The 26,043-nt window shown below is 64.3% G+C and carries 20 protein-coding genes and 3 pseudogenes; 12 read left to right on the top strand and 11 right to left on the bottom strand.

Annotated elements, in window-relative coordinates; all coding sequences use genetic code 11:
• Nucleotides 1-2 precede the first annotated feature (2 nt).
• Genes soxX through AB3L03_RS07875 form a run of 4 tightly spaced genes read right to left on the bottom strand, consistent with a single transcriptional unit; the run spans nucleotide 3 to nucleotide 4,418 of the window.
• Nucleotides 3-452 carry a sulfur oxidation c-type cytochrome SoxX gene (gene soxX / locus AB3L03_RS07890; protein WP_204510557.1) on the bottom strand — a complete coding sequence of 150 codons (450 nt, stop codon included), beginning with the start codon at nucleotides 450-452 and terminating at the stop codon, nucleotides 3-5.
• Nucleotides 445-1,716 carry an FCSD flavin-binding domain-containing protein gene (locus AB3L03_RS07885; RefSeq protein ID WP_368508402.1) on the bottom strand — a complete coding sequence of 424 codons (1,272 nt, stop codon included), beginning with the start codon at nucleotides 1,714-1,716 and terminating at the stop codon, nucleotides 445-447. The genes soxX and AB3L03_RS07885 overlap by 8 nt, the downstream gene beginning before the upstream one ends.
• Nucleotides 1,717-1,770: 54 nt before the next feature.
• A complete protein-coding gene (locus AB3L03_RS07880) occupies nucleotides 1,771-3,957 on the bottom strand; it encodes a molybdopterin cofactor-binding domain-containing protein (RefSeq protein WP_204510559.1) in 2,187 nt (728 codons plus the stop codon).
• An 11-nt stretch (nucleotides 3,958-3,968) separates the two neighbouring features.
• Nucleotides 3,969-4,418 carry a (2Fe-2S)-binding protein gene (locus AB3L03_RS07875; protein ID WP_007594050.1) on the bottom strand — a complete coding sequence of 150 codons (450 nt, stop codon included), beginning with the start codon at nucleotides 4,416-4,418 and terminating at the stop codon, nucleotides 3,969-3,971.
• Between the two features lie 257 nt (nucleotides 4,419-4,675).
• Between AB3L03_RS07875 and AB3L03_RS07870 the strand changes: the two genes are divergently transcribed.
• On the top strand, nucleotides 4,676-6,295 hold the full coding sequence (locus tag AB3L03_RS07870) for a B12-binding domain-containing radical SAM protein (protein ID WP_018457153.1): 1,620 nt from the start codon (nucleotides 4,676-4,678) through the stop codon (nucleotides 6,293-6,295).
• 4 nt (nucleotides 6,296-6,299) lie between these two features.
• On the opposite strand, the gene AB3L03_RS07865 is transcribed toward AB3L03_RS07870, so the two are convergent.
• The gene (locus AB3L03_RS07865; protein ID WP_085362235.1) at nucleotides 6,300-7,688 is read right to left on the bottom strand and encodes an MFS transporter; all 1,389 of its coding nucleotides are present in this window, start codon (nucleotides 7,686-7,688) and stop codon (nucleotides 6,300-6,302) included.
• Between the two features lie 169 nt (nucleotides 7,689-7,857).
• Between AB3L03_RS07865 and AB3L03_RS07860 the strand changes: the two genes are divergently transcribed.
• Entirely contained in the window at nucleotides 7,858-8,919 is a 1,062-nt protein-coding gene (locus AB3L03_RS07860) for an isocitrate/isopropylmalate dehydrogenase family protein (RefSeq protein ID WP_368508401.1), read from the top strand.
• A gap of 237 nt (nucleotides 8,920-9,156) precedes the next feature.
• The gene (locus AB3L03_RS07855; protein WP_081747934.1) at nucleotides 9,157-9,510 is read left to right on the top strand and encodes a UBP-type zinc finger domain-containing protein; all 354 of its coding nucleotides are present in this window, start codon (nucleotides 9,157-9,159) and stop codon (nucleotides 9,508-9,510) included.
• A gap of 110 nt (nucleotides 9,511-9,620) precedes the next feature.
• On the opposite strand, the gene AB3L03_RS07850 is transcribed toward AB3L03_RS07855, so the two are convergent.
• A complete protein-coding gene (locus tag AB3L03_RS07850) occupies nucleotides 9,621-10,364 on the bottom strand; it encodes an SDR family NAD(P)-dependent oxidoreductase (protein ID WP_368508400.1) in 744 nt (247 codons plus the stop codon).
• A gap of 163 nt (nucleotides 10,365-10,527) precedes the next feature.
• Between AB3L03_RS07850 and AB3L03_RS07845 the strand changes: the two genes are divergently transcribed.
• The 5 genes and pseudogenes from AB3L03_RS07845 (at nucleotide 10,528) to AB3L03_RS07825 (ending at nucleotide 16,694) form a co-directional block, all read left to right on the top strand.
• Nucleotides 10,528-11,298: a methyltransferase domain-containing protein gene (locus tag AB3L03_RS07845; protein ID WP_368508399.1), complete on the top strand. Its 771-nt coding sequence runs from the start codon at nucleotides 10,528-10,530 to the stop codon at nucleotides 11,296-11,298.
• A 210-nt stretch (nucleotides 11,299-11,508) separates the two neighbouring features.
• On the top strand, nucleotides 11,509-12,510 hold the full coding sequence (locus AB3L03_RS07840) for a DctP family TRAP transporter solute-binding subunit (RefSeq protein WP_018457148.1): 1,002 nt from the start codon (nucleotides 11,509-11,511) through the stop codon (nucleotides 12,508-12,510).
• Between the two features lie 67 nt (nucleotides 12,511-12,577).
• Nucleotides 12,578-13,090 (top strand): annotated as a pseudogene (locus tag AB3L03_RS07835) (TRAP transporter small permease); the annotation flags it as partial.
• Nucleotides 13,091-13,357: 267 nt separating this feature from the next.
• Entirely contained in the window at nucleotides 13,358-14,638 is a 1,281-nt protein-coding gene (locus AB3L03_RS07830) for a TRAP transporter large permease subunit (protein WP_240543406.1), read from the top strand.
• A 124-nt stretch (nucleotides 14,639-14,762) separates the two neighbouring features.
• Nucleotides 14,763-16,694 carry an alkyl/aryl-sulfatase gene (locus AB3L03_RS07825; RefSeq protein WP_204510562.1) on the top strand — a complete coding sequence of 644 codons (1,932 nt, stop codon included), beginning with the start codon at nucleotides 14,763-14,765 and terminating at the stop codon, nucleotides 16,692-16,694.
• A 133-nt stretch (nucleotides 16,695-16,827) separates the two neighbouring features.
• Here AB3L03_RS07825 and AB3L03_RS07820 read toward each other — a convergent pair whose 3' ends face one another.
• Nucleotides 16,828-17,898 carry a glycosyltransferase family 4 protein gene (locus AB3L03_RS07820; RefSeq protein WP_018457145.1) on the bottom strand — a complete coding sequence of 357 codons (1,071 nt, stop codon included), beginning with the start codon at nucleotides 17,896-17,898 and terminating at the stop codon, nucleotides 16,828-16,830.
• A gap of 110 nt (nucleotides 17,899-18,008) precedes the next feature.
• The gene (locus tag AB3L03_RS07815; protein ID WP_247300332.1) at nucleotides 18,009-18,275 is read right to left on the bottom strand and encodes a hypothetical protein; all 267 of its coding nucleotides are present in this window, start codon (nucleotides 18,273-18,275) and stop codon (nucleotides 18,009-18,011) included.
• On the opposite strand from AB3L03_RS07815, the pseudogene AB3L03_RS07810 reads away from it, so the two are divergent.
• The 4 genes and pseudogenes from AB3L03_RS07810 (at nucleotide 18,198) to AB3L03_RS07795 (ending at nucleotide 24,103) form a co-directional block, all read left to right on the top strand.
• Nucleotides 18,198-19,963: pseudogene (locus tag AB3L03_RS07810) on the top strand (ABC transporter ATP-binding protein). The gene AB3L03_RS07815 and the pseudogene AB3L03_RS07810 sit on opposite strands and share 78 nt — an antisense overlap.
• Nucleotides 19,964-20,019: 56 nt before the next feature.
• On the top strand, nucleotides 20,020-22,224 hold the full coding sequence (locus AB3L03_RS07805; protein ID WP_247300300.1) for an amylo-alpha-1,6-glucosidase: 2,205 nt from the start codon (nucleotides 20,020-20,022) through the stop codon (nucleotides 22,222-22,224).
• Between the two features lie 22 nt (nucleotides 22,225-22,246).
• Entirely contained in the window at nucleotides 22,247-22,768 is a 522-nt protein-coding gene (locus AB3L03_RS07800) for a PRC-barrel domain-containing protein (protein WP_026233310.1), read from the top strand.
• Nucleotides 22,769-22,791: 23 nt separating this feature from the next.
• Nucleotides 22,792-24,103: pseudogene (locus AB3L03_RS07795) on the top strand (MFS transporter).
• Nucleotides 24,104-24,141: 38 nt separating this feature from the next.
• On the opposite strand, the gene AB3L03_RS07790 reads toward AB3L03_RS07795, so the two are convergent.
• The 3 genes from AB3L03_RS07790 to fixJ all read right to left on the bottom strand — a co-directional run bounded on the left by AB3L03_RS07790 (nucleotide 24,142) and on the right by fixJ (nucleotide 26,043).
• Nucleotides 24,142-24,840: a helix-turn-helix domain-containing protein gene (locus tag AB3L03_RS07790; protein ID WP_026233309.1), complete on the bottom strand. Its 699-nt coding sequence runs from the start codon at nucleotides 24,838-24,840 to the stop codon at nucleotides 24,142-24,144.
• Nucleotides 24,841-24,943: 103 nt separating this feature from the next.
• Nucleotides 24,944-25,366, bottom strand: coding sequence for a response regulator (locus AB3L03_RS07785; protein WP_018457138.1), 423 nt, complete (start codon nucleotides 25,364-25,366; stop codon nucleotides 24,944-24,946).
• Nucleotides 25,367-25,425: 59 nt separating this feature from the next.
• Complete coding sequence (fixJ, locus tag AB3L03_RS07780; protein WP_018457137.1) at nucleotides 25,426-26,043, bottom strand: response regulator FixJ; 618 nt, start codon at nucleotides 26,041-26,043, stop codon at nucleotides 25,426-25,428.

Here is a 26,043-nt window from a genome sequence, read left to right as displayed (position 1 = left end):
TCCTAGTCCCGAAGCGTTGCGAGAAAAGCCACGATGTCCTCGATCTCGGCGGCGGACAATATCGGTTTGCCGACGAAATTTCGCCCGACCCGCACGAGGTGGTCGGTGCGATAATAGGACGGCATGATGGTCTCCGCGTTGAAGCGCGCCGCATCGACCAGTCGAAGCCGCAACTGGCTCATCGTCCAGCGGTTCCCCGCACCCGAGAGGTCGGGCGCGAGGTCGCCCTGGAACCGGGTCTCCGGGAACGGACCGGAATGGCAGAGGATGCAGGTCGTCGTGCGCGCCAGCACCAGCGCGCGCCCGCGCGCGGCATCGCCGGGCGCGCCGGTGAGCGATTCCGCGATGCCGTCGCCGGCGACGTTGTAGTGCCGGAGCTCCTCGGCTCCCGCATGGCAGGCGAACGCGCAACTGGCGATGAGCGCTGCGATATGGACCAATGCTCTAGCCAAAGGTGTCCGCCGTGATGGCTCGAAACCAGCGCTCGGCTTCAGTCGCCTCGCGGGCGCGCAATTCGCGCGGCGCATCGGCCGGGCTGGTCGCTCCGCCCTCGACCTCGGCGAAGATGTCGCCCCTGGGCTGGTAATTGCCCGCGAGTGAAAAGCCGTAGCCGGGTGCGACAATGTTGTAGCACACGCCTGTCAGTCGCGGCGTTTCTGGTGCGCGGCCGGCAAGGAGGTTCACGATCGCGGAAGCGCAGGCCTTGCCCTGTGCGCTTGCCGCGGATGCCGATTTGGGAATGCCCCCGCCGAGGCAGGCATCGCCGATGACGTGGATGTTCGGGACAAGTTTCGATTCGAAGGTAACGGGATCGATCGGGCACCAGCCGGTCGCATCCGCCGCGCCCGCGACCTCAGCGATGCGTCCGGCACGCTGCGGCGGGATGACGTTGGCGACGTCGGGGGTGTAATTGCCGAATTCGGTGACGACGGTCCTGGTCCCAGGATCGACCGAGGTCACGCGGCCGCCTTGCGACAGAGCGATGCGTTCGATCATGTCACCGTAAAGCTCCTTCCACGCCTTCTCGAACAGCCGCTGCTGGGAGAAAGTGTCCTTGGCATCGAGAATCAAGACCTTTGAACGCGGCTTCGTCGTTTTCAGGTAATGCGCGATCAGGCTGGCTCGCTCGTAAGGCGCCGGCGGACAGCGCGAGGGATTGGCGGGGATGGCAATGGCGACAGTGCCGCCGTCCGGCATGGCCTCCAGCTGCCCACGCAGCAATAGCGTCTGCGCACCGGCCTTCCAGGCATGCGGCATCTTTTCTGATGTGGCGTCGTCGTAGCCGGGCAGAGCCTCGAAATGGAAGTCGATGCCGGGAGAGAGGACGAGACGATCATAGGGCAGCGCAACGCCATCGGCCGTCACGACGCTGCGCAGCTGCGGCTCGATCGTGGTTACGGCTTGGCTGATCACCGTGACGCCTTCGGCGGCGACCTTGTCATAGCCAAACTGCTGCACGTCGATCTCGCGCAGACCCGCGATCACCTCGTTGCTGAACGGGCAGGAAGTGAAGACGGTACTGGGTTCGATCAGGATGACTTGCAAGTTTGCCCGCGCGCGCTTCAGCGCGCGGGCGCACGCCGCACCACCGAAGCCGCCGCCGACCACGACGACGCGGCCCGCCGATTGCGCGCGCAGGATCGTAGGGGTGGCGAATGATGTGGCCGCGGCGGCGATGCCGAGGACGGCATCCCGCCGTGTCACCGGCGCATTCATGAGTCTTGTCCGGAAAGTGTGCCGCGGCGGCGGTTGCGGCCGCCGCGGCGTTTCTCAGGCGAAGGTGATGTTCTGGTCGCGCAGCGGCACCGAACGGATGCGTTTGCCCGTCGCCGCGAAGTACGCATTGAGCACCGCCGGCGCCGCGACGCCGATGGTCGGCTCGCCGACACCGCCCCAGAACCCGCCGCTCGGCACCATCACCGACTCCACCTTCGGCATCTCGTTGATGCGCATCGAATTGTAGGTGTCGAAGTTGGTCTGCTCGATCTTGCCGTCCTTGACGGTGCAGCCGCCGTAGAACAGCGCGGAGAGGCCATAGACGAAGGACCCCGCGATCTGCCGCTCCACCTGGGCCGGATTGACGACGTAGCCGGGATCGGTGGAGGCGACGATGCGATGCACCTTGATCTTGTTGCCGTCGGTCACCGAGATTTCGGCAGCGCCGGCGACATAGCTGCCATAGCCCATCACCTGCGCGATGCCGCGATAGATGCCCTGTGGCGCCGGAGTGCTCCAGCCGATCTTCTCGGCCACGGCATTGAGCACCGCCAGATGCTTGGGGTGATTGCCCATCAGCTTGCGGCGGAATTCGAGCGGGTCCTGGCCTGCGGCCTGGGCCAGCTCGTCCATGAAGCATTCCATGTAGATCGCGTTGTGATTGACGTTGACGCCGCGCCAGAAGCCCGGCGGAACGTGCGGGTTGCGCATCGCATGCTCGACCAGGAGGTTCGGCACGGAGTAACCGAACGCGGCTTCGCCGGACTGGGCGACGCCCTGGAATGCGGCCGGATCCATGCCGTTCTGCAGCGCTTCGGGGCGGAGCGAGAACAGGATCGATTGCCCGGACAGGCGGTAGTGCAGCGCGACCAGATTGTTGTCGGCATCGAACGCGCCGGTCATCTTGCACTGGGTGATCGGGTGATATCTGCCGTGCGCCATGTCCTCTTCGCGCGACCACAACAGCTTGATCGGCGTGCCCGGCATCTCCTTGGCGATCAAGACGGCCTGGCGGACATAGTCGGTCTGGCCGCGCCGGCCGAAGCCGCCGCCCGGCATCACCTTGTGCACGTCGCACTTCTCCGCCGGCAGGCCCGACGCTTCCAACGTGGCCGCGAAGGCTGCCTCGCCATTCTGCGTGCCGCACCAGACCTCGCATTTGTCCGCCGTGTAGAGCGCCGTGGCGTTCATTGGCTCCATGGTGGCGTGGTTCTGGTAGGGATAGCTGTAGACGGCCTCGATTTTCTTGGCGGCACCGGCAATCGCCGCCTTCGCGTCGCCGTTCTTGTTGCCGACATAGGCCGGCTGCCCGTTGTCGAGGCCCTCGGTCAGCCATTTCGCGATCGACTCGCTCGAGACCTTGGCGTTGTCGCCCTCGTCCCAGACGATCGGCAGCGCCTCCAGTGCGGTCTTGGCGTGCCACCAGGTGTCGGCAACGACGGCGACCGCGGTGTCGCCGACCTCGACGACCTTCTTGACTCCTTTCATGCCGGTGATCTTGGCTTCGTCATAGCTTTTCAGCTTGCCGCCGAACACCGGGCAATCCTTGATCGCGGCGTTCAGCATGCCCGGCAGCTTGACGTCGATGCCGTAGACCATGGTGCCGGTGGTCTTCTCGGCGGTGTCCAGCCGCTTCACGCCCTTGCCGATCAGCTTCCAGTCCTTGGGGTCCTTCAGCTTGACCTCGGCCGGCGGCGTCCGCTTGGCCGCGGCCTCGGCGACCTTGCCGTAGGTCGTGGTCTTGCCGGACGGCGTGTGGGTAATGACGCTGTTGGCGGCCGTGCATTCGGACGCCGGCACTTTCCACGCCTCGGCGGCGGCCTGGATCAGCATCACGCGTGCGGTGGCACCGCCCTTGCGGACATAGTCTTGCGAAGAGCGGATGCCGCGGCTGCCGCCGGTCGAGAAATCGCCCCAGACGCGCTTGCGGGCGACGCTCTGGCCCGGTGTCGGATATTCGGTCGAGACCTTCGACCAGTCGCATTCGAGTTCCTCGGCGACGAGCTGGGCAAGGCCCGTGAGGGAGCCCTGGCCCATTTCGGAGCGGGCGATGCGGATGACGACGGTGTCGTCGGGCCTGACCACGACCCAGGCGCCGATCTCCGGGGAGCCGTCGGCCGCGCGGACCACGGCGGGACCGCCGAAGGGGATATCGAGGCCGATTGCGAGACCTGCGCCGACCGCGGCGGTGCCGATGACGAAGGCACGGCGGTTCATCCTGGGAGAGACATGCTTGTTCATGTGGCGGCTCCTTACGCGCTTGCGATCGTGTGGATCGCTTCGCGCACCTGCTGGAAGGTGCCGCAGCGGCAGATATTGGTGATGGCCTCGTCGATGTCGGCGTCGGTCGGCTTCGGCTTCTCGCTCAGCAGCGCCGCCACCGCCATGATCATGCCGCTCTGGCAATAGCCGCATTGCGGAACGTCCTGGGCAATCCAGGCTTCCTGCACCTTGTGCAGCGCGTTGCCGGAGGCGAGCCCTTCGATGGTCGTGATCTTCTTGCCTGCGGCTTCGCCGACCGAAACCCCGCAGGAGCGGGTGGCGACGCCGTCGATGTGAACGGTGCAGGCGCCGCATTGTGCAATGCCGCAGCCATATTTGGTGCCGGTGAGGCCGGCATTCTCGCGGATCGCCCAGAGCAGGGGCGTATCCGGCTCGACGTCGAGCGTGAAGGTTTTTCCGTTGATTGTTAGGTTTGCCATCGCAGTCCCCTGATTGGCCCAATCCACCGACTGGACTCAGCGGCGCAATGTGTCCGGCAAATTGGAAACGTTCAAATCAATAGTCCGAGGGGTAACCGGCGGGGATTCCTTCCCCGGGCGCCCGCGGCACGGCTTGGAGCGACGTCTACTGGCTTCCGCGCCGACGCCCCCGGAACCGAGAGCGACAGTTTGTCCCTTTTGGCAGGGTGCAAGTCGAGAATGCTCTGCTACAGTGGAATCAGCCAAAAAGGGGTTCCATGAACGTACCGCAGCCTTGCAAAGTCCTGATGCTCTATCCGCTGTTCTCGGCAGAGTCCTTCTGGAGCTTTGGCGAATCCTGCAAAGTGTTGGGTGTGAAGCGGCCCGCGGCCCCTTTGGGGCTGATCACCGTTGCCGCGATGCTGCCCGAGAGCTGGACGGTCCGGCTGATCGATTGCAACACGGAATCCTTCAGCGACGAGGATCTTTCCTGGGCCGACGTCGTCTTCACCGGCGGAATGATGCCGCAGCAGGCCGACACGCTGCGCCTGATCGAAATTTGCCGTGCCGCGGGCAAGCCGGTGGTCGTGGGCGGTCCCGATCCCACCTCGAGCCCCCATATCTATGAGAGGGCCGACTTCCAGGTGCTCGGAGAGGCCGAAAGCGTTCTCCACGAATTCGTCGCGGCCTGGGACAGTGGCGCACGCTCCGGCGTCTTCATTGCGCCGAAATTCCAGGCCGACGTCACCAAGACGCCGGTTCCGCGCTTCGATCTGCTGAAGTTCGAGGACTACCTTTATCTCGGTGTGCAGTATTCCCGCGGCTGCCCGTTCACCTGCGAGTTCTGCGATATCATCGAGCTCTATGGCCGGGTGCCGCGAACCAAGACGAACGAGCAAATGCTGGTCGAGCTCGACAGGCTCTATGCCATGGGCTACCGCGGCCATCTCGACTTCGTCGACGACAATTTCATCGGCAACAAGAAGTCGTTGCGGCTGTTCCTGCCCCAGCTGGCCGAATGGCAACGTGCTCACGGCTATCCCTTTGAATTGTCGACTGAGGCCTCGGTCAATCTGGCCGACGATCCCGAGCTCCTGAACCTGATGGGCCAGGCGAATTTCTTCGCCATCTTCGTCGGTATCGAAAGTCCGGATCCGGCGACGCTGGTCGCCATGCGGAAGAAGCAGAACACGCGGCGCAACATCGCCGAGAGCATCCACAAGATCTACGCCGCGGGCATGCTCGTCACCGCGGGTTTCATCGTCGGCTTCGACAATGAGAAGCTCTCGATGGCGGATGCCATGATCGACTTCATCGAAGAGGCGGCGATCCCGGTCAGCATGGTCGGCCTGCTCTATGCCTTGCCGAACACGCAGCTGACGCGCCGCCTGGAGCGCGAAGGGCGGTTGCATCCGGGCCATGACTTGGCGCCGACCATCGGCGCGGATCAGTGCACCGCCGGGATCAACTTCGATCCGGTGCGTCCATTGCGCGACATTCTGACGGACTACAAGCGCGTGCTGGAGCACATCTACAGCCCGGCCGCCTATGCAAGGCGTATCGACCGACTGATGACGCTGCTCGACCGCTCTCGCCAGCGCCAGGAGCTCGCGGAAGGCGATATCCGTGCCCGGATCGGCGCGATGGAAACGGTGCACAAGGTGGTCACAGCCCTTCCCGAGGCGCGCGGGCCGCTGTGGCAGACCTTCATGAACTGCGCCAAGCGCGACACAACATCGGCGCGGATCGCCGTGCAGATGATCGCTGCCTATGCGCATCTCGGGCCGTTCTCGCGCAAGGTCATCGCTGCCATCGATGAGCGCCTCGCTGCGCTCGACGAGGAGACTGTCATTCCGGCCGCGACAGTCGAGGTGACGGCGGCCCGACATCTGGCTTGACCGTCTACTCCACCGCCAGCCGCAAAAAGCTCATCACGCTGCCGAGTACGGCGAAGCCGGCGCCGAGTGCCAATGCCACGACTGCGCCGTCGTGACCGGCCAGCGAGAAGCAGAGCGCGGCCAGCGCCGCCCCTGTCGTCTGCCCCGTCAGGCGCGCGGTGGCGACGATGCCGGAGGCGCTGCCGCTGCGATGCGGCGGCGCGCTCGACATCACCGCTTTCATGTTCGGCGCCTGGAAGAAGCCGAATCCCATGCCGCAGATCACCATCCGCCAGATAATGTCGGGAATCGCAGGATTGGCCGGCAGCATCGCCAGCAGCGCCATGCCGAGGCCGAGCAGCACGAGCCCGATGCCGCCGAGCAATCCGACCGCGTGCCGGTCGGAGAGGCGCCCGGCGATCGGCGCCATGATGCCGACCACCAGCGGCCATGGCGTCATGAAGAAGCCGGTCTCGACCTGCGAACGCCCCAGCACGTCTTCGAAATAGAACGGCAGCGAGACGAAGGCGAGGCCCTGCACCGCGAACGAGCACACGGCCGTCGCGGCCGACAGCGCGAACATTGGCCGGCTGAACAGGTCGATCGGCAGCATCGGCGCCGGATGGTCGGCATGGCGGCGCGTCAGGATGAAGCCGAGCACCAGGGCCGTGACCAGCTCGATGCCCACGACAACCGGTGAGAGATTGTGCGCGGCACTGCCGATGCCCGTGATGAACAGCCCGAGACAGGCCGACGCCAAGGCCGCGCCGAGAAAGTCAAAGCCGTGATCGGCGCGCGGCGTCTTCGGCAGCATCGCAAATCCGATGCCGATCGCGACGAGGCCGAACGGGATGTTGACGGCGAACAGCCATGGCCACGGGCCGAGCGCGAGGATAGCGGAAGCGATCGAGGGACCAAAGGTGAAGGCGGTCGCGACCACCAGCGCGTTGTGGCCGAAGCCGCGGCCGAGCATCCGGCCGGGATAGACGAAGCGCACCAGCGCCGTGTTGACGCTCATGATGCCGCTCGCACCTAACCCTTGCAGCGTGCGCGCAACCAGCAGGCTCTCCAGCGACCAGGCCACCGCGCAGAACAGCGAGGCGATGGTGAACAGGATCAGGCCGCCGAGATAGATGCGCTGGTGCCCGACGATCTCGCCGAGTGCTCCCAACGGCAGCAACGTCGCCACCAGCGCGATCTGGTAGACGTTGACCACCCAGACCGATTGCTCCGGGCTCACATGCAGGTCGCCGGCAATGGCGGGCAGCGCGATGTTGGCGATCGCGGTGTCGAGCGACGCCATCGCCAGCGCGGTGAAGATCGCGGCAATGGCCCAGCGCCGCTGTGCGGCTGGAAGGCCGTCGGAAATGGTGTGGTCGGGCTCGCGCGCGCCGGCGGGTAACGTGATTGTCATTGCGTTAGCGCGTTGCTCCGGCGGCCGGCTCCAGGGGACTCGGCATGTACTACGGCGCGGCCGCCTTCCACAGGCATATGCTTGCATGCTGTGTATGCGCGAAGGCTGGGCGATGAACCTGCGCGCCGGCGTATGATCGCGCGAACTGCTGCAATGTCAGGGGACCGCCATGCACATCGTCGTTTTGCCCGGTGACGGCATCGGGCCCGAGATCACGGCCGCGACATCAGGCGTGTTGCGCGCGGCCTCCGAACGCTTCCAGCTCAATCTGCAGCTGGAGGAGCACGCGGTCGGGCATGCGAGCCTCAAACAATTTGGCACGACGGTGCGCCCCGAGCTGCTCGACATCGTCCGCGCCGCCGACGGCCTGATCCTCGGGCCGACCGCGACCTTCGACTTCAAGGACGAGGCCCATGGCGAGATCAACCCGTCGCGATATTTTCGCAAGAACCTCGACCTCTACGCCAATGTCAGGCCCGCACGCACCTATGCGGGGCGGTCCGGCCGGGTGGGCGATTTCGACCTCGTCGTGGTGCGCGAGAACACAGAAGGGTTTTACGCCGACCGCAACATGGAGCAGGGCAATGGCGAGATGCTGGTCACGCCTGACGTCGTGATCTCGCTGCGCCGGATCACGCGCCTGTGCTGCGAGCGCATCGCGCACGCGGCGTGCCGGCTGGCGATGAAGCGGCGCAAGCATCTCACCATCGTGCACAAGGCCAATGTGCTCAAGCTCGGTGACGGCATGTTCCTCGAGATCTGCCGCGAGACGGCGAAGGCCTATCCCGGCCTTGGGATCGACGACATCCTCATCGACGCCATGATGGCGCATGTGGTGCGCAACCCCGACCGCTTCGACGTCATCGTCGCCACCAACATGTTTGGCGACATCCTGTCCGATCTCACCGCCGAACTCTCCGGCAGCCTCGGTCTCGGCGGCTCGCTCAATGTCGGCGACAGCTTCGCCATGGCGCAGGCCGCGCATGGCTCGGCGCCTGACATAGCCGGACAGGATGTTGCCAATCCAGTCTCGCTGATCCTGTCCACGGCCCTGCTGCTCGGATGGCACGGCGAGAATAGCGGCGCGGTGCGCTACGAGGAAGCCGCACGTGCGATCGAGGCGGCGGTGGCAAAAGCGATCGGCGAGCGCAGGGCAACGCGCGATGTCGGCGGAAAGCTCGGCACGATCGCCGCGGGGGCGGCGATTGCGGAAATCCTGCAGGCCGGGTGAGTGGTTATGCGGGGCCTTGTTTTTTTTAAGGGCTCAAAACAAAAAAGCGCGAAAACAACCCCATGCACAGTAGAAGGCCCCTTGATTAATAAGGGATTTCCGAACCGCGCAGCGGCGGCATTCGCCGCTGCCATGACGTTGACCCGTCGGGCAAAACACTGGCAAAATGCGATCGTGGCGGAGATCGCGGCGTGAATGCATCGGTGGTGGCTGCGGGCAATTTCAGTGAGCTGACCTATGAAGTCTGAGAGGGGTGGCATCAATCTCGCGGCCAAACCAAGCGGAACGGGGTGCGTGGAATGCTCGGCTGCGGGCGGGTGGTGGTTTCACCTTCGCAGATGTGTCGAATGCGGTCACATCGGCTGCTGTGATGCGTCACCAAATCAGCACGCAACGAAACACAGCGCGGCGACAGGTCATCCGATCATCACGAGCTTCGAGCCGGGCGAACGATGGTTTTACGACTATCGCACGGGAGAGGCTTTCGCCGGCCCGAAGCTTCAAGGTCCTCACGCGCATCCGTTGGATCAGCCGGTGCCCGGACCGGACGGCGCGGTGCCTCCGGACTGGCAAACGCTGCTGCATGAGTAAGGCGGTAGGCCGTAGGATGGGTAGAGCACTTGCGAAACCCATCAGGTTCACGTCGTATGCTGTCGATGGGTTTCGCTGCGCTCTACCCATCCTACGAAGTCCAATCGGTTCTAGAACTGATACCTCCGCAACCCCCCATCCACCGGGATCACCGTGCCCGTGATGTAGCGCGCCACGGGTGATGCCAGGAACACCGCGAGCGCGGCGAGGTCTTCCGGCTCGCCCCAATAGCCGACCGGGATCTCTTCTTCCGCGAAGCGCTCGCGATAATCAGGCGCGTAGTTGCGGCGGATCTGTTCGCTCATGATGCGGCCGGGCGGGATGCAGTTGATGGTGATGCCGTGCTCGCCGATCTCGCGCGACAGGCCTTTGGCCCAGGCGTGCACGGCGGCTTTGGCGGCAAACGCGGCGTTGAGGCCTTCCGGCTCGGACTTGCCGGTGATGTTGACGATGCGGCCCCATTTGCGCTCGATCATCTGCGGCAGCAGCGCATGCGCGATGCGGCGGTAGCTGGTGAAATTCAGCGCGATCGCCTCGTCCCATTGGCTTTCAGGCGCATCGACGGGGAGGGGGCGGCTTCCGCCGGCATTGTTGATCAGGATGTCGACATGGCCGAGCTCTTTGAGCGCGAACGCCGAAATCTTCTCGGCCGCGTCCTTGGCCATCACGTCCTGCTCGAATGGCGTGATCAGACCGGAGCCGACTTCCGTTACCAGCTCGGCGAGCAGGTCGGTGCGCCGTGCCACGCCGACGACGCGCACGCCTTCGGCAGCCAAGCCCTTGGCGATGGCACGGCCGATGCCGACGCTCGCTCCGGTGACGACGGCGGTTTTCGATTTGAGCCCGAGATCCATGGTGACACGCCCTCTTGTTCGCTTTTCTGCTTGTCGCTGGGCTGTTCGTTCTTCTGTTCGTTTTCCTGCCCTGTCCCCGTCAGCCTGATTTGCCCGACCGGGAGGAGCAGTGGTAACCAAGAGCCGCGTTGAAGGGAACACGAAAAAGAAAAGGCGCCGAGCGATGGTCTGGGATCCGCAGCAATATCTGAAATTCTCCGGCCACCGGCTCCGGCCCGCCGTCGACCTCTTGATGCGGATCCCGGATTCTGGTCCGCGTGCGATTGCCGATCTCGGCGCCGGCGCCGGCAACGTCACCAAGCTGATCAAGGAGCGTTGGCCGGACGCGACGGTGACCGGTGTCGAGGGTTCGGCCGAGATGGTCGCCGCCGGCCGCAAGGCGGCGCCGGACGTGGAATGGTCACACGAGGATCTCGGCCACTGGCGTCCGACGAAGCAATATGACGTCGTCTACTCCAATGCCGCGCTGCACTGGCTGCCCAATCATGCGGCCCTGTTTCCGTCGATCATGGAGAAGGTGACGCCCGGCGGAATGCTCGCTGTGCAGATGCCGCGCAACTTTCTGGCGCCCTCGCATGTGCTGATCGGCGAGACCGCGCTGAACGGTCCCTGGCGGTCCAAGGTCGAGCATCTCGTCACGCCGCCGCCGGTCGAAGCGCCGGCCTATTATCACGGTCTTCTTGCTCCGATGTCGGCCAATATCGACATCTGGGAGACCGAATATCTGCAGGTGCTGGAAGGCGGGAATCCCGTGAAGGAGTGGACCAAGGGGACCTGGCTGACGCGCTATCTCGACATCTTGCAGGGCGACGAGAAGGCCGCGTTCGAAGCCGCCTATGGGATGCGGGTCGCGAAAGCCTATCCGAAGAACGCCGCGGGACAGACGCTGTTTCCGTTCCGGCGTCTGTTCATGGTCGCCCAGCGCAACGGCTGATCGCACTGCCGCAATGCGACATAAGCGCTCGTTTCCGGGAGCGGCAGCAGGTGCCGGGTTGCGCATTCAGCAGCGGCCAAGATAGCTTGAAGGTTGCTTGGCTGCGGCAAATTGGGCTTAGGTCTAGTTGTTCGGGTGGCGGATTGCTGTCAGTACTGAAATCGGAAAACAAAAAAGACCCGGTTTTAGAGGTTGTTGGGAGGTTCGTTCATGCGCAAGCTGCTTCTTGCGGTCGCCGCCGCAGCTGTTCTCGTGGGGCCCGCCGTTGCCGAGGCCCAGAGCCCGATCGTCATCAAATTCAGCCACGTCGTCGCCAACGATACTCCCAAGGGCAAGGGCGCCCTGAAGTTCAAGGAACTTGCGGAGAAGTACACCGACGGCAAGGTCAAGGTCGAAATCTACCCGAACTCCACGCTGTACAAGGACAAGGAGGAGATCGAGGCGCTGCAGCTCGGCTCGGTGCACATGCTCGCCCCCTCGACCGCGAAGTTCGCACCGCTCGGTATCAAGGAGTTCGAGGCGCTCGACCTGCCCTGGTTGTTCAAGGACGATCAAACCTATTCCAACGCGATGAAGGGCACGATCGGCAAGTGGCTGTTCGATAAGCTCGAGACCAAGGGCATCACCGGGCTCGCTTATTGGGACAACGGCTTCCACATGCTCTCCGCCAACCGTGCCCTGATAAAGCCGACCGATTTCCAGGGTCTCAAATTCCGCATCTCCGGATCGAAGGTCGCCGACCAATATCTCCGTATCATGGGTTCGATCCCTCAGATAATGGCGTTTTCCGAAGTCTACCAGGCTTTGCAGACGGGCGTGGTCGACGGCTGCGAGAATACCGCGTCCAATTACCTGACTCAGAAGTTCTACGAGGTGCAGAAGGACATCACGGTGTCCTATCACGCGCACCTGCAATATGCCGTCATCGTCAATTCGAAATTCTGGTCCGGCCTGCCGCCCGATATCCGCGCCCAGCTCGAGAAGGCGATGAACGAGGCGACCGACTACACCAATTCGATCGCGCGTCAGGAAAACGAGGATGCGCTGGCCGAGATCAAGAAGACGGGCAAGACCACGCTGCATTATCTGACTGACGCCGATCGCAAGGCGTGGCAGGAGGCGATGCAGCCGACCTACAAATGGGCAAAGGGGCGGGTCGGGCAGGAGGTGCTCGATCTCCTCGCCAAGGAACTCGACGTCAAGATGAACTGACGCCGGCGCGCTGGAAGAACAACCATGAACGGTCGGGGGTGATCGCACTCCCGGCCGTTGCTCTTGAATGATGAGCCAAGCTGAGGGGACCAAGTTGCTGCGTGCATTGGATCGTGTGCTCGATCATCTCGAGGAATGGCTGATCGCGACGATGATCGCGGCCGCGACATTGCTCATCTTCGTTGCCGTGCTGCACCGATATGGCGCCGGGCTGTCGATCGACATCGCCAAATGGGCGGAGGCGCGCAACCTGTCCTTGCTGGCCGCGCCCGCGCGAGCGGCGTTCGTCTGGCTTGCCGCTCTCGACTTGTCCTGGGCGCAGGAACTCTGCATCTACATGTTCATCTGGATGGCGAAGTTCGGTGCGGCCTACGGGGTGCGCACCGGCATCCATGTAGGCGTCGACGTCCTGGTCAATGTCCTTCCCGGCGGATCGCGCCGCCGCGTCATCACGTTCGGCCTGATGTGCGGCGCCCTTTTCACTGCCATCGTGTGCTATTTCGGGGCCGCGTTCGTCGGCCAGATGTGGCAGACCGGCCAGCAATCCAACGACTTGGAAGCACCGATGTGGCTGGTGTATCTCACCATCCCGCTCGGCTCCGGGCTGATGTGCTTCCGCTTCCTGCAGGTCGCCTGGTCGTTCTATCGCACCGGCGAACTGCCGCATCACGACATGGCAGGCGTCGAGGGCGTCGAAATAGACCCGGTCCATCCGGCCCCGGTCACGCGCAGTCAGGTCGTCCGCGACGAACGCAGCCCGCTCGGCTGGGTCCTGATGTTGTTGCCGGTCCTGATCGTCGCCGTGTGCTTCGCCCATTCGGCGCACGTGATCACGATGCCGCAGGGCCTGCGTGTCGCCGTGGTTTTCGGCCTTCTGCTGTCGTTGATGCTCACGGGCATGCCGATCTCCATCGCGCTCGGCCTGACCGTGCTCAGCTTCATGTTCACGTTGACCGACGTACGGACGGAATCGGTGGCGCTGAAGCTGTTTACCGGCATCGAGAGCTTCGAGATCATGGCGATCCCGTTCTTCATCCTTGCCGGCAACTTCCTGACCCATGGCGGCGTGGCGCGCCGGATGATCACGTTCGCGACTTCGCTGGTCGGCCATTGGTACGGAGGCCTTGCGCTCTCGGGCGTGGTCGCCTGCGCGCTGTTCGCCGCGATTTCCGGCTCGTCGCCGGCCACCGTGGTGGCGATCGGATCGGTGATCCTGCCCGCGATGGTCGCGCAGGGATTTCCCAAGAAGTTCGGGGCGGGCGTGATCACGACCTCCGGCTCGCTGGGAATTCTCATTCCACCGTCGATTCCAATGGTGCTGTTTGCCGTCTCCACCAACACCTCCGTCGGCAAGCTGTTCATCGCCGGCATCGTGCCGGGAATGGTGCTCGCCATGCTGCTTGGCGCCACGACGTTCTACCGGGCCTGGCGTAACGACTATCCGAGGATGCCGAAAGCAACCCTCTACGAACGCTTCGATGCGTTCCGCAAGTCGATCTGGGGTATCCTGCTGATCGTGATCGTGATCGGTGGCATCTACAGCGGCCTGTTCACACCGACCGAAGCTGCCGCCGTCAGCGCGGTGTACGCCTTCATCGTCGCAGTGTTCATCTACAAGGATCTGAAGCTGCGAGACGTGCCGCGGGTGCTGCTGTCGTCGGCAAATCTTTCAGCGATGCTGCTCTACATCATCACCAACGCCGTCTTGTTCTCGTTCCTGATGACTTACGAGAACGTGCCGCAAGCGCTCGCGCAATGGATGATCGACCAGGGCCTCGGCTGGATCGGCTTCCTCCTCGTCGTCAATCTCCTGCTGCTATTAGCCGGCAACGTGATGGAGCCATCCTCGATCATCCTGATCATGGCGCCGATCCTGTTTCCGGTTGCGATCAAGCTCGGCATCGATCCGATCCATTTCGGCATCCTGATGACGGTCAACATGGAGGTCGGGCTGTGCCATCCGCCGGTCGGCCTCAATCTCTACGTGGCCTCAGGCATCGCCAAGATGGGTATCACCGAGCTCACGGTCGCGGTGTGGCCATGGCTGCTGACGATGTTGGGATTCCTGGTGGTCGTGACCTATTGGCCCGGCCTGTCGCTGTGGCTGCCGAGGCTGTTGGGCATGTAGCCCGCGAACACGCTGCTTCTCTCCACCTGTGGGCGCGGGGCTACGCATTGCTGCGCCCTCCCGTCATGGCAATCGGCCGCGGGATGCGGTTAGATGCCGCGCAACAGGCGGGGAGGAGATCGAGATGACGGACACGTCCAGCAACGAGCCGAAGGGCGCAACGCCGTCCGTCATCGCGCAGCAAACGGCGATGCTGAATGCACTGCCGTTTTCCGACACGCGCGATTTCGACGACGCCGCGCGCGGCTTCCTCGGCACGATCGAGAACGCGGAGATCACCAATCCGCAAGGGCGGACGGTCTGGAGCCTCGAGCCGTACGCCTTTCTTGCCGCCGAGCAGGCGCCGACCACGGTCAATCCGAGCCTGTGGCGGCAGTCGCGGCTCAACATGCAGCACGGCCTTTTCGAGGTCGTGCCCGGCGTGTACCAGGTGCGGGGGCTCGACATTGCCAACATGACGCTGATCGAAGGCCACAGCGGCGTCATCGTCGTCGACACCCTGACCTCGATCGAGGGCGCGCGCGCCGCGCTCGATCTCTACTACAGGCATCGTGGCCAGCGGCCGGTCGCGGCCGTGATCTTCACCCATACCCACACCGACCATTGGGGTGGTGCGCGCGGCGTGCTGGAGGAGGATGCACTCGCGAGCGGCCGCGTGCCGATCATCGCGCCGAACTTGTTCATGGAGCATGCCGTCTCCGAGAACATCATCGCGGGACCTGCGATGCTGCGCCGGGCGCAGTACCAGTTCGGGCCGCTCCTCGCCAAGGGCGCGCGCGGGCAGGTCGATTGCGGCCTCGGCAAGTCGATGGCGGCAGGTTCGGTGGCGCTGCTGCGACCGACTGACCTGATCATGGCGACCGGCGACCGGCGCGTAATCGACGGCGTTGAATTCGAATTCCAGATGGCGCCGAACAGCGAAGCGCCGGCGGAGATGCATTTCTTCATCCCGCGCTACAAGCTGTTGAACCTCGCCGAGAACTGCACCCACAATTTCCACAATCTGCTGCCGTTCCGCGGCGCCGATGTGCGCGACGCGCTGGCCTGGTCGAAATATCTGGGCGAGGCCTTGCAGCTCTGGGATGGCAAGGCGGAGGCGATGTGCGGCCAGCATCACTGGCCGGTGTGGGGACACGAACGCATCGGCACGATGATCCGGCAGCAGCGCGACCTCTACAAATTCGCGCATGACCAGACCATCCGCCTGATGAACCACGGCCTCACCGCGGCCGAGATCGCTGAAACGATCCAGCTGCCCAAGAGCCTGGAGGGCGCCTGGCACGGCCGCGGCTATTACGGCCACATCCGGCACAATGTGAAGGCGATCTATCAAAAATATCTGGGCTGGTACGACGCCAATCCGGTCAATCTCGATCCCTTGCCCCCGGTTGAGTCGGGCAAGAAATACGTCGAGTACATGGGCGGCGCCGACGCCATCCTCGCGCGGGCGCGTGCCGATTTCGACAAGGGCGAATTCCGCTTCGTGGCGCAGGCGCTCGGCCATCTCGTCTTTGCCCAGCCGGACAACGCGGCGGCGCGTGCATTGCTGGCGGATACGCTGGAGCAGCTCGGCTACGCTGCTGAAAGCGCGACCTGGCGCAATGCCTATCTGTTCGGCGCGCAGGAATTGCGCCAGGGCATGCCGAAGGTGCCGGCGCGCCCGCCGATGCCGCGCGAGACGCTGGCGGCGCTGCGCACCTCACAGCTCTGGGACGTGCTCGGCATCCGCCTGAACGGACCAAAGGCGGAAGGAAAGCACATCGTGCTGAACTGGAGCTTCTCCGACACCGGCGAGACCTTCGTGCTCAATCTGGAGAACTGCGCGCTGACTTACACAGAGGGCATGCAGGCGCACAATGCCGATGCCAGCTTCACGCTGGCGCGGTCGACGCTCGACGAGGTGATCGCAAAACTGACCAGCTTCCCGGAGGCCGTGGCCGCCGGCAAGGTCAAATTCGCCGGCAACCCGATGCGCCTCGCCGAGCTGATGGGCCTGATGGACGAATTCCCGCGCATGTTCGAGATCGTCGAGCCGAAGCGGGCCGTGGTGAGGTAGGGCAGCCGTCACCGCGTTCCTACTGTCATCGTCCGGCTTGACCGGACGATCCAGTACTCCGCGGCGGGAGTTGCGTGAGCAAACTGCTGCCGCGGGGTACTGGATGCCCCGCCTATGCGGGGCATGACAGTGGCTACTCCGCGCTGCTCACCAGCTTGATCCGCGGCGCCTGTTCCTCGCCGAGGCTGCGATAGGCCGCGAGATAATCCAGCGCCATGCGACGCGCCGTGAAACGCGTCTCGAACTGCTTGCGAATGACGGAGCGGTCGAGTTGCTGCAGGCGGCCGACGACGCCGGCCGCGCTGAGGACGTCCTCGACGACGAAGCCGGTGAGGCCCTCGTCGATGATCTCCGGCACTGAGCCGCGGTTGAAGGCGATGACCGGCGTTCCGCAAGCCATGGCCTCGATCATCACCAGGCCAAACGGCTCCGGCCAGTCGATCGGGAGCAATAAGCCCAGCGCGCCGCTCAAAAAGTCCGACTTCTCGTGATCGCTGATCTCGCCGATGAATTCCACCAGCGGATTGTTCTCGATCATCGGCCGGATCAGCTCGTCATAGTAATCCTGGTCGGCACGATCAACCTTGGCGGCGATCTTGAGCGGAATGCCACAATGCGTCGCGATCTTGATGGCGCGGTCGACGCCCTTTTCCGGTGCGATGCGGCCAAGCACGGCGAGGTATTCCTGTTTCGCCGGCTTCGGCGTCAGCAGGTTCTCCGGCAGGCCGTGGTGGATCGTCCTCACCCAGTTCGCCTGCGGCACCGGCCGGCGCTGCGCGTTCGAGATCGAGATGACGGGGACCTTCGAGAAGGTGTTGAAGACCGGTTGATGCTCCGGCAGGTCGAGCCGGCCGTGCAGCGTGGTCAGGAACGGTGTCGGCTGCCGGTAGAACAGCGACCACGGATAATAATCGAGATGGAAGTGGAGGAAGTCGAACTCCTCGTCGTCACATTTCTGCCGCACCCGCTCCAGCATCACCATGTGCAGCGCATTGGGATCGCGCACGGAACCGTCGAGGCGGAGCGCCCGGGGCCATAACGCGTCCAGCTTCGCCGAGGTCTGCGAGTCGCCGCTGGCGAACAGCGTTACGTCGTGCCCAAGGGCCACCAGCTCTTCCGTCAACCAATGCACCACCCGCTCGGTGCCGCCATACAGCTTGGGTGGAACAGCCTCCGTCAACGGAGCTACCTGCGCGATGCGCATCTCACCATCTCCTCTGTGCGATCATGATTGTAGAAAGCCCCCGCCTGTTCAGCACCGGCACGCCAGACAAGGGAACGTTCCCGCACTTGCGAAGTTCCTCCTTCCGAACGTTACTTATTCGACACGTCGGACGCCTGTTTCGACACGTCGGACGCCTGTCGCGATGCTGCCATCACATCTTCGCAGAACGCCCGCATCCGCATGTCGTGATGGCGTTGCCCGGGAACCGAGGCGAAGTGGTCGATGTTCAGTCGGCTAACAACAAAAGTTTGAATCATCACGACGGGGTCAATAGTCACATGGATCATCTTTCTGGGTATGCGCACCGGCCGTTTGCCTTTGTTTTGCGCTATCTTCGGCGTCGGCTCGCGTCGCATCTCGTGATCCTGACCGCTGTGGTGGCGGCCGTTGCCTGCTCAGTAGGCACTCAGTATGGCGTCAAATCCCTGGTCGACAGCTTGTCGGCCGGCGCTTCGCATGGTGGGAGCGTATGGCTGGCATTCATTTTCCTCATGACGTTGATCGCCGCCGATAATTTCCTTTGGCGGATCGCGAGCTGGACCGCCAGCTTCACCTTCGTCCGTGTCACGGGTGATTTACGCCGTGACATATTTCGTCATCTGACCGGCCACGCGCCGAGCTACTTCTCCGACCGGATGCCCGGCATGCTGACGAGCCGCATCACGGCGACGTCCAATGCGGTGTTCACGGTCGAAAACATGTTCGTCTGGAATGTGTTGCCGCCGTGCATCGCAACAGTTGCGGCCATCGCGCTGATTGGAACCGTCAGCCCTTACATGGCACTCGGCCTGATGGTGATTGCCGGCGGCATGGTGCTTGCGATGTTCCGCCTTGCGGCCGCAGGGAAACCTCTGCACGACGACTTCGCCGACAAAGCCGCCGTCGTCGACGGCGAGATGATCGACGTCATCAGCAACATGCCGCTGGTGCGCGCCTTCTGCGGCATCGGGCACGAGCATGAGCGGTTCGACGCGACCGTGAACCGGGAGCTCACCGCGCGCGGCCGCAGCCTGCGCTATCTGGAGAAGCTGCGGCTTATCCATGCCGGCGTCACAGTCGTGCTCACGATCGCCCTGATGGCCTGGGCGATCATGCTCTGGCAGGACGGCAGGGCAACGACCGGCGACGTCGTGCTGGTCTGCACCCTCGGTCTCTCCATACTGAACGCGACGCGCGATCTCGCGGTGGCGCTGGTCGACGTCACCCAGCACGTTGCGCGGCTGACCGAGGCGATCGCCACACTGCTGGTGCCGCATGAATTGCGCGACCACCCCGAGGCCGAGCCGCTGGTGAAGAGCGGCGCCGCGATCGCGTTCAACAATGTCACCTTCGGCTATCCCGGCGGCGAAAAGATCTTCGAGCGCTTCAGCCTGCGGCTGCAACCCGGCCAGCGCGTCGGCCTGGTCGGCCAGTCCGGCGGCGGCAAGTCGACGCTGTTCACGCTGCTCCAGCGCTTCTACGATACCGACGAGGGAAGTATCACCATCGACGGCCAGGACATTTCCAAGGTGACGCAGCTGAGCCTGCGCGAGGCCATCTCGGTCGTGCCGCAGGACATTTCCTTGTTCCACCGCTCGATTCGCGAGAATATCCGCTATGGTCGCCCGAACGCGACCGACGACGAGGTGCTGCGTGCGGCCATTGCGGCGCGCTGCGATTTCGTCGAGAGTCTCGCCTGGTGGTCTCGACACCATGGTCGGCGACCGCGGCGTCAAGATGTCCGGCGGCCAGCGCCAGCGCATCGCAATCGCGCGCGCCTTCCTGAAGGACGCGCCGATCCTGCTGCTGGACGAGGCGACCGCCGCGCTCGACAGCGAATCCGAGGAGGCGATCCGCGAGGCGTTGTCGCGGCTGATGCGCGGCCGGACGGTCATCGCGATCGCGCATCGCCTCGCGACCCTGCGCAATTTCGATCGCGTGGTCGTGTTGAGGGGGTGGTAAGATCATCGAGGACGGGTCGCCCGAGCGTCTGATGCAGGGCCACGGGCCCTATCGTGAGCTGGTCACGCAGGAAATGAGCCGGCTCGCCCAAGCCGCCGCGTAAACCAATAGTCGCGTTCGAGTCGGTTGCGTGTCGAAACAAGCGCAGGGGAGCTGCTGATGTCGGCTGAAGCCGTTACCCAATTCGTCTCCGTGACGCGGACCGTGGACCAGGTCGCGGAGCAGCCTTTCTATATTCCGATGACGGGACCGTCAGCGCGGCCGCGGCGTTCGCTCAAGCACGACGACACCTTTATCGTGCTCGACAGCCATGGTGACATCGGCGCTTCGGCCGGCGGGCCCGATGGCCTGTTTCATCACGACACGCGCTACCTTGCGAGGCTCGAGCTCGTGCTCGACGATCTCCAGCCGTTACTGCTGGGCTCGAACCTGCGCGACGACAACTCAGCCCTGACCGTCGATCTCACCAATCCGGACATCTACCGGCAGGGCAGCCTCGTGCTGCAAAAGGACCTGCTGCACATCGTGCGCACGATCTTCCTGTGGCGCGGCACCGCGTATCAGCGCATCGGCGTGCAGAACCACGGCGACCGCCCAGCCGGCTTTGCGCTGACGCTGCTGTTCGACAACGATTTCGCCGATCTGTTCGAGGTCCGCGGCGAACGGCGCCCGCGCCGCGGCATCGGCTCGAGCCGGCTGTTGGGACCGACCGACGTGCTGTTCGATTACCGCGGTCTCGATGACGCCGAGCGCACCACGGGCCTGCATTTCGACCCGCGCCCAACCAAGTTGTCGGTGAATGCCGCGACCTGGCAGCTCGAACTCGACCCGCATGAGTCGAAATCCTTGTTCGTGGCCGTGTCCTGCAATCGGCCGGTCGCGGAGAAGCCTGCGCGCTTTTTCAGAAGCCTGCTCGCCCATCGCCGCGAGATGCGGCAATCGACGATGGGGGCGGCCAGCATCGAGACCTCCAACAACATCTTCAACGAGGTGCTGTGCCAGGCCATGGCCGACCTCAACATGCTGATGACGGAGACGCCGCAGGGCCGCTATCCCTATGCGGGAATTCCCTGGTACTCGACGACGTTCGGCCGTGACGGGCTGATCACCGCGTTGCAGATGCTGTGGGTCGATCCGCGAATCGCCAAGGGCGTGCTGCGGCGGCTCGCCCATTTCCAAGCCAAGGCGGTCGATCCGCTCGCCGATGCCGCGCCAGGCAAGATCCTGCATGAGATGCGCGGCGGCGAGATGGCGGCGCTGCGGGAGGTACCGTTCGCGCAATATTACGGCAGCGTCGATTCCACGGCCTTGTTCGTCCTGCTGGCGGGAAGCTATTTCGAGCGCACCGGCGACCAGACGACGTTGACCGAGCTGTGGCCGGCGATCGAGGCGGGGCTGGCCTGGATCGACGGTCCGGGGGACCCCGACAAGGACGGCTTCGTCGAATATCAGCGCGCCACGGAAAAGGGCCTCGCCAACCAGGGCTGGAAGGATTCCTACGACGCGATCTTCCATGCTGATGGCCAGCTCGCGGAAGGCAATCTCGCGCTGGCCGAGGTGCAAGGTTACGTCTTTGCGGCCAAGCGGCTCGCCGCGCGCTGCGCGCTTCGGCTGGGCAAGCCTGATCTCGCCAAGAAGCTCGAGGCCGAGGCCAAGACGCTGGCCGAGCGTTTCGAGGCCGCGTTCTGGTGCGAGGAGCTCGGTACCTATGCGCTTGCGCTCGACGGCAAGAAGCGGCCCTGCAAGGTGCGGACCTCCAACGCCGGCCAGGTCCTGTTCAGCGGCATGATCCGCGAGGACCGCGCGCGCCTCGTCGCCGCCGATTTGATGCGGCCGCATTTCTTCTCGGGCTGGGGCATCCGCACCGTCGCGCAAGGCGAGGTGCGTTACAATCCGATGTCCTATCATGACGGGTCGATCTGGCCGCACGACAATGCGCTGATCGCGCTCGGGCTCGCGCGTTATGGGCTCAAGCATTCGGTCGCGCATGTCTTCAAGGGATTGTTCGACGCCGCGACCTACATGGACCTGCGCCGGTTGCCCGAATTATTCTGCGGTTTCCGGCGCGAAAAGCGGCGCGGCCCGACGCTCTATCCGGTCGCCTGCGCGCCGCAGGCCTGGGCCAGCGCAACGGCGTTCACGCTATTGGAGGCGGCGCTGGGCATCGAGTTCGACGTGGCGCGCGGCGAGATCCGGCTGCGCAATCCGCATCTGCCGGCGTTCCTGCACGAGGTGATCTTGCGCGATCTGCGTCTGGGCGAGTCCAGCGTGGACCTGCGCGTCAGCCGCCATGGCGACGACGTGGCGCTGGAGGTGTTGCGCACGCGTGGCCAGATTCAGGTCTCGATCGTGCTGGCGCGCTAGCGGCGCGCCGGAAGGAGGGTGCATGCGTACCGCCGGATGGTTGGCTCTGGGCGTCGTGATCGTCTGCGGAACGACTCTCGCCGTGTCACGCGCCGCGGAGGAGTCGCCCGCACCCTCGACGGAAGCGAATGCACCGCCGACGGCGCAGCCGCCGGCGTCATCGGTCCCCGTCACGCCAAAGAATGCCGCGCCACCGCCGTCGGTCACGATCATCGGCGCGAGCGATGCGCACGGTGTGCTTGGCCGTGACGTGCTCAGCGCGGCGAACGAAGACATGGGCCGCATCGTCGACGTCATCGTCGATCGGAGCGGGCACGTGCGCGCCGCCGTGATCGATTTCGGCGGCTTCCTCGGCGTCGGCAGCCGCAAGATCGTGGTGGACTGGAACGCGCTCCGATTCGGCAAGATCACCAACAAGAAGGACAGCATCACGCTGGAATTGACCAAGGCACAGGTCGCAGCCGCGCCGGAATACAAGGAGGACACGCCGATGGTGGTACTCGGCGCGTCCGGCAGCCTGCAGCCGCTGCAAGCTGTTCAGTGAGGCGCGGGGAGGGATGGCCGCCGGTGCTGTTGTCGAGGAAGCCGAATGATGCAGACCGCGAGGGCCGCGTTGAGCAGGATAAATTCTCGGCGCCGTCGCCTGCCGGCATTCCGGCTCCGTCGCGCCAGAGCCTGCGTGGCCTCGACTGGTTCATCTTCTTCCTCGCCGACGTGCAGACCGGATTCGGGCCGTTCATCGCAGTTTATCTGACGACCCAGAAATGGACCCAGGTCGAGATCGGCCTCGTGCTGTCGATCGGCGGCATCGTTGCCCTGATCGGTCAGATGCCGGGCGGCGCCATCATCGATGCCGCGAAATCCGAGCGGCTGGTCGCCGGCCTCGCGATCGGCACGATCGGCTGCTGCGCGCTCGCCTATGCGGCGATGCCGATCTTCCCCGTGGTGGTGGCTGCGGCCACCTTGCACGCGGCAGCGAGCTGCGTGCTCGGACCGGCGATCGCGGCGATCAGCCTCGGTCTGGTCGGCCCGCTCGCGATCGGCGAGCGTCTCGGCCGCAACGCGCGCTTTGCTTCGCTCGGCAACGGCGTTGCGGCCGCCGTGATGGGTACTGCCGGCTATCTGCTGTCGAGCCGGTCGGTGTTCCTGGTCACCTTCCTGCTCGCAATTCCCACCTTGATCGCACTCTCGCATCCGCGAGCACGAAGTCGACATCGCGCGCTGTCACGGCGAGATGCCGCGCGAGGCGGAGGATCGCGGCGACACCAATATCTGGCATCTGATCCGGCAGCGGCCGCTCATTGTCTTTGCACTCAGCGTGCTCCTGTTGCAGCTCGCGAACGCCTCGATGATGCCGCTGATGGCAAGCGCGGTGACAGCGCGATCGAGCGAGTGGGCGACGGTGCTCGTCGCTTTTTGCATCGTCGTGCCGCAGGCGATCGTGGCGCTGCTGTCGCCGAGCGTCGGGCGCAAGGCGCAAGTATGGGGCCGCAGGCCGCTGCTGCTGATCGGATTCGCGGCGCTGACGATTCGCGGTCTGCTGTTCGCGACAGTGCGCGATCCGTATCTGCTGGTGCTGGTGCAGGTGTTCGACGGCCTCACCGCGGCGGTGTTCGCGGTGATGATCCCGCTGATCGTGGCCGACGTCGCCTTCGGCAGCGGCCATTTCAACCTCGCGCAGGGCATTGTCGGCACGGCAATGGGCATCGGCGCGTCGCTGAGCACCGCGCTTGGCGGCTATGTCAGCGATAAATTCGGCAATGCCATGGCGTTCACCGGACTGTCCGGCGTCGCGGCGACGGGACTTCTGCTTATTCTGCTTGTCATGCCGGAGACGCGGCGCAAGGGCATGATCGCAGCAAAAGAAATGGCCGGCTGAATCAATCAGCCGGCCATGAGGGGGTGGGAGAGGGGAGATCAGGCGTCGAGATTGTGCAGGCGTGCGCGGTTGCGCAGCACGATATGGCGGGCGCCGGAGAAGCCGAGAATGCCCTGGGCGTGAAGCTGCGACAGCGCGCGCGAGACGGTCTCGAGCGTGAGACCGAGATAGTCGCCAATGTCGCGGCGGCACATCGGCAGCGCCATCATGCCTGCAACCGCGAGGCGGCGGTCCATTTCGAGCAGGAAGGTTGCGACGCGCTCCATCGCGGTCTTGCGGCCCAGCAGCAGCATGTGGTCCTCGGCGTGGCGAAGCTCACCGGCGGTCATCGCCCAAAGCTTGCGGGCGACCTGGACGTCGGTGGCTGCGGCCTTCTCGAGGCTCGCGCGCTTCACGAGGCGCACAGTGGTGTCGATGATAGCTTCAGCAGCAAGGCGGTGGGTGGTGCCGGATTCGAGGCCGAACACGTCGCCGGGAAGGTGGAAGGAGCCGATCTGGCGGCGGCCGTCGGAGAGAAGCTTGTAGCTGCGCACGGCGCCGGTGACGACCTGATAGACATACTCGGCCGACTCGTCCTCGCCATAGATTTCCTCCTCCTTGCGGTAGGAGAACTCGGTGGCAACGAGGCCGACATGGCCGGCGATCGCACCGAACTGGTCAGAGACGGGATGGGCGGGTGCGATCTTGCCGCCGATCTGGGTCTTGATCGCCGGGGCGTTGAAGGTCTGGGTCAGCATCTGCGCCATCTCCGTTGTGATGACGCTTAGGTACGCGGTATCGGGTGCCTCGAAAATTTCGCGAGATATCTTAAGGAGATTGCCTTACGTAGAATCCCGTAGGTCAGCTATGGACCCGGTTCTGGATGGCGTGGCGAATGCGTTTGACCAGGTTTTCGTCCAGAAGCGGCTTCAGAATCACTTCATTCACGCCTGCGGCCGCCGCCCGGGCCGAGATATTCGAGTCGGGATAGCCGGTGATCAGGATCACGGGGGTATCGCCCTCGGACTGGCGCAGTCGCCCGGCCAGCTCGATGCCGTTGATGTCAGGCATTTTGTAGTCGATCACGTAACAGTCTGCACCGGACGGGCGCGCCGCATTGAGCAGCGCCGTGGCGTTCCTGAAGGTCCGTACGGCAAAACCGTCGGTTTCCAGCAAAAACCTCAGCGAGCCAAGCACAGCGGCATCGTCGTCGACCACATAGACAGTTGGCTTTGCGGGTGACGACATCTGGAGCCGCTCGGGATGGGAGCTGATCGCAATCATTCCGATCTGGTAGCACAGGGCGAGCGGAGGGTTTTGACTTGCCTCAACTCCTGTTGACTTCAATCATTGAGCATTCCGGCGCGCATCGCTAGCCGGACCAGCTCCGACAGGCTGTTGGCCTGCATCTTGGTCATTACGTTGGCCCGGTAGACCTCGATGGTGCGCGGGCTGATGTCGTACTCGCGAGCGATCAGCTTGTTGGAGAGGCCCGCGATCAGCCCCTCCATGACCTGTCGTTCTCTGGGGCTCAGGGACGCGACGCGAGCGGCGACGTCCTGGCCCATGGCCTCGTTCCTGGCGGCCGGCTCGCCCTCGCGGATCGCGGATTCGATCATGGCGACGAGGCGGTCATCCTCGAACGGCTTTTCCAGGAAATCCATCGCACCGAGCTTCATCGCCTCGACCGCGAGCGGCACGTCGCCATGACCGGTCATGATCAGGATCGGAAACCGGCTGCGCTGCGCCTTCAGGCGCTTCAGAAGCTCGATCCCATCGATGCCGGGCATCCGCACGTCGGAGACGACGCAGCCGAAGGCGAGGCCGGGCAGGGCATCGAGAAAACTCTGCGCGTTGTCGAACAGTGTGACGCCGAAGCCGGCTGAATCCAGCAGGAAGTTCAGCGAATCCCGCATCGCCTCGTCGTCGTCAATGACGTAGATGGTTCCCTTGGTCGTCAT

It is taken from the genome of Bradyrhizobium lupini (genome assembly GCF_040939785.1).
Lineage (GTDB): Bacteria > Pseudomonadota > Alphaproteobacteria > Rhizobiales > Xanthobacteraceae > Bradyrhizobium > Bradyrhizobium canariense_D.
The sequence above is the reverse complement of the archived record's forward strand: the minus strand, read 5'-3'. Positions and strand labels throughout refer to the sequence as shown.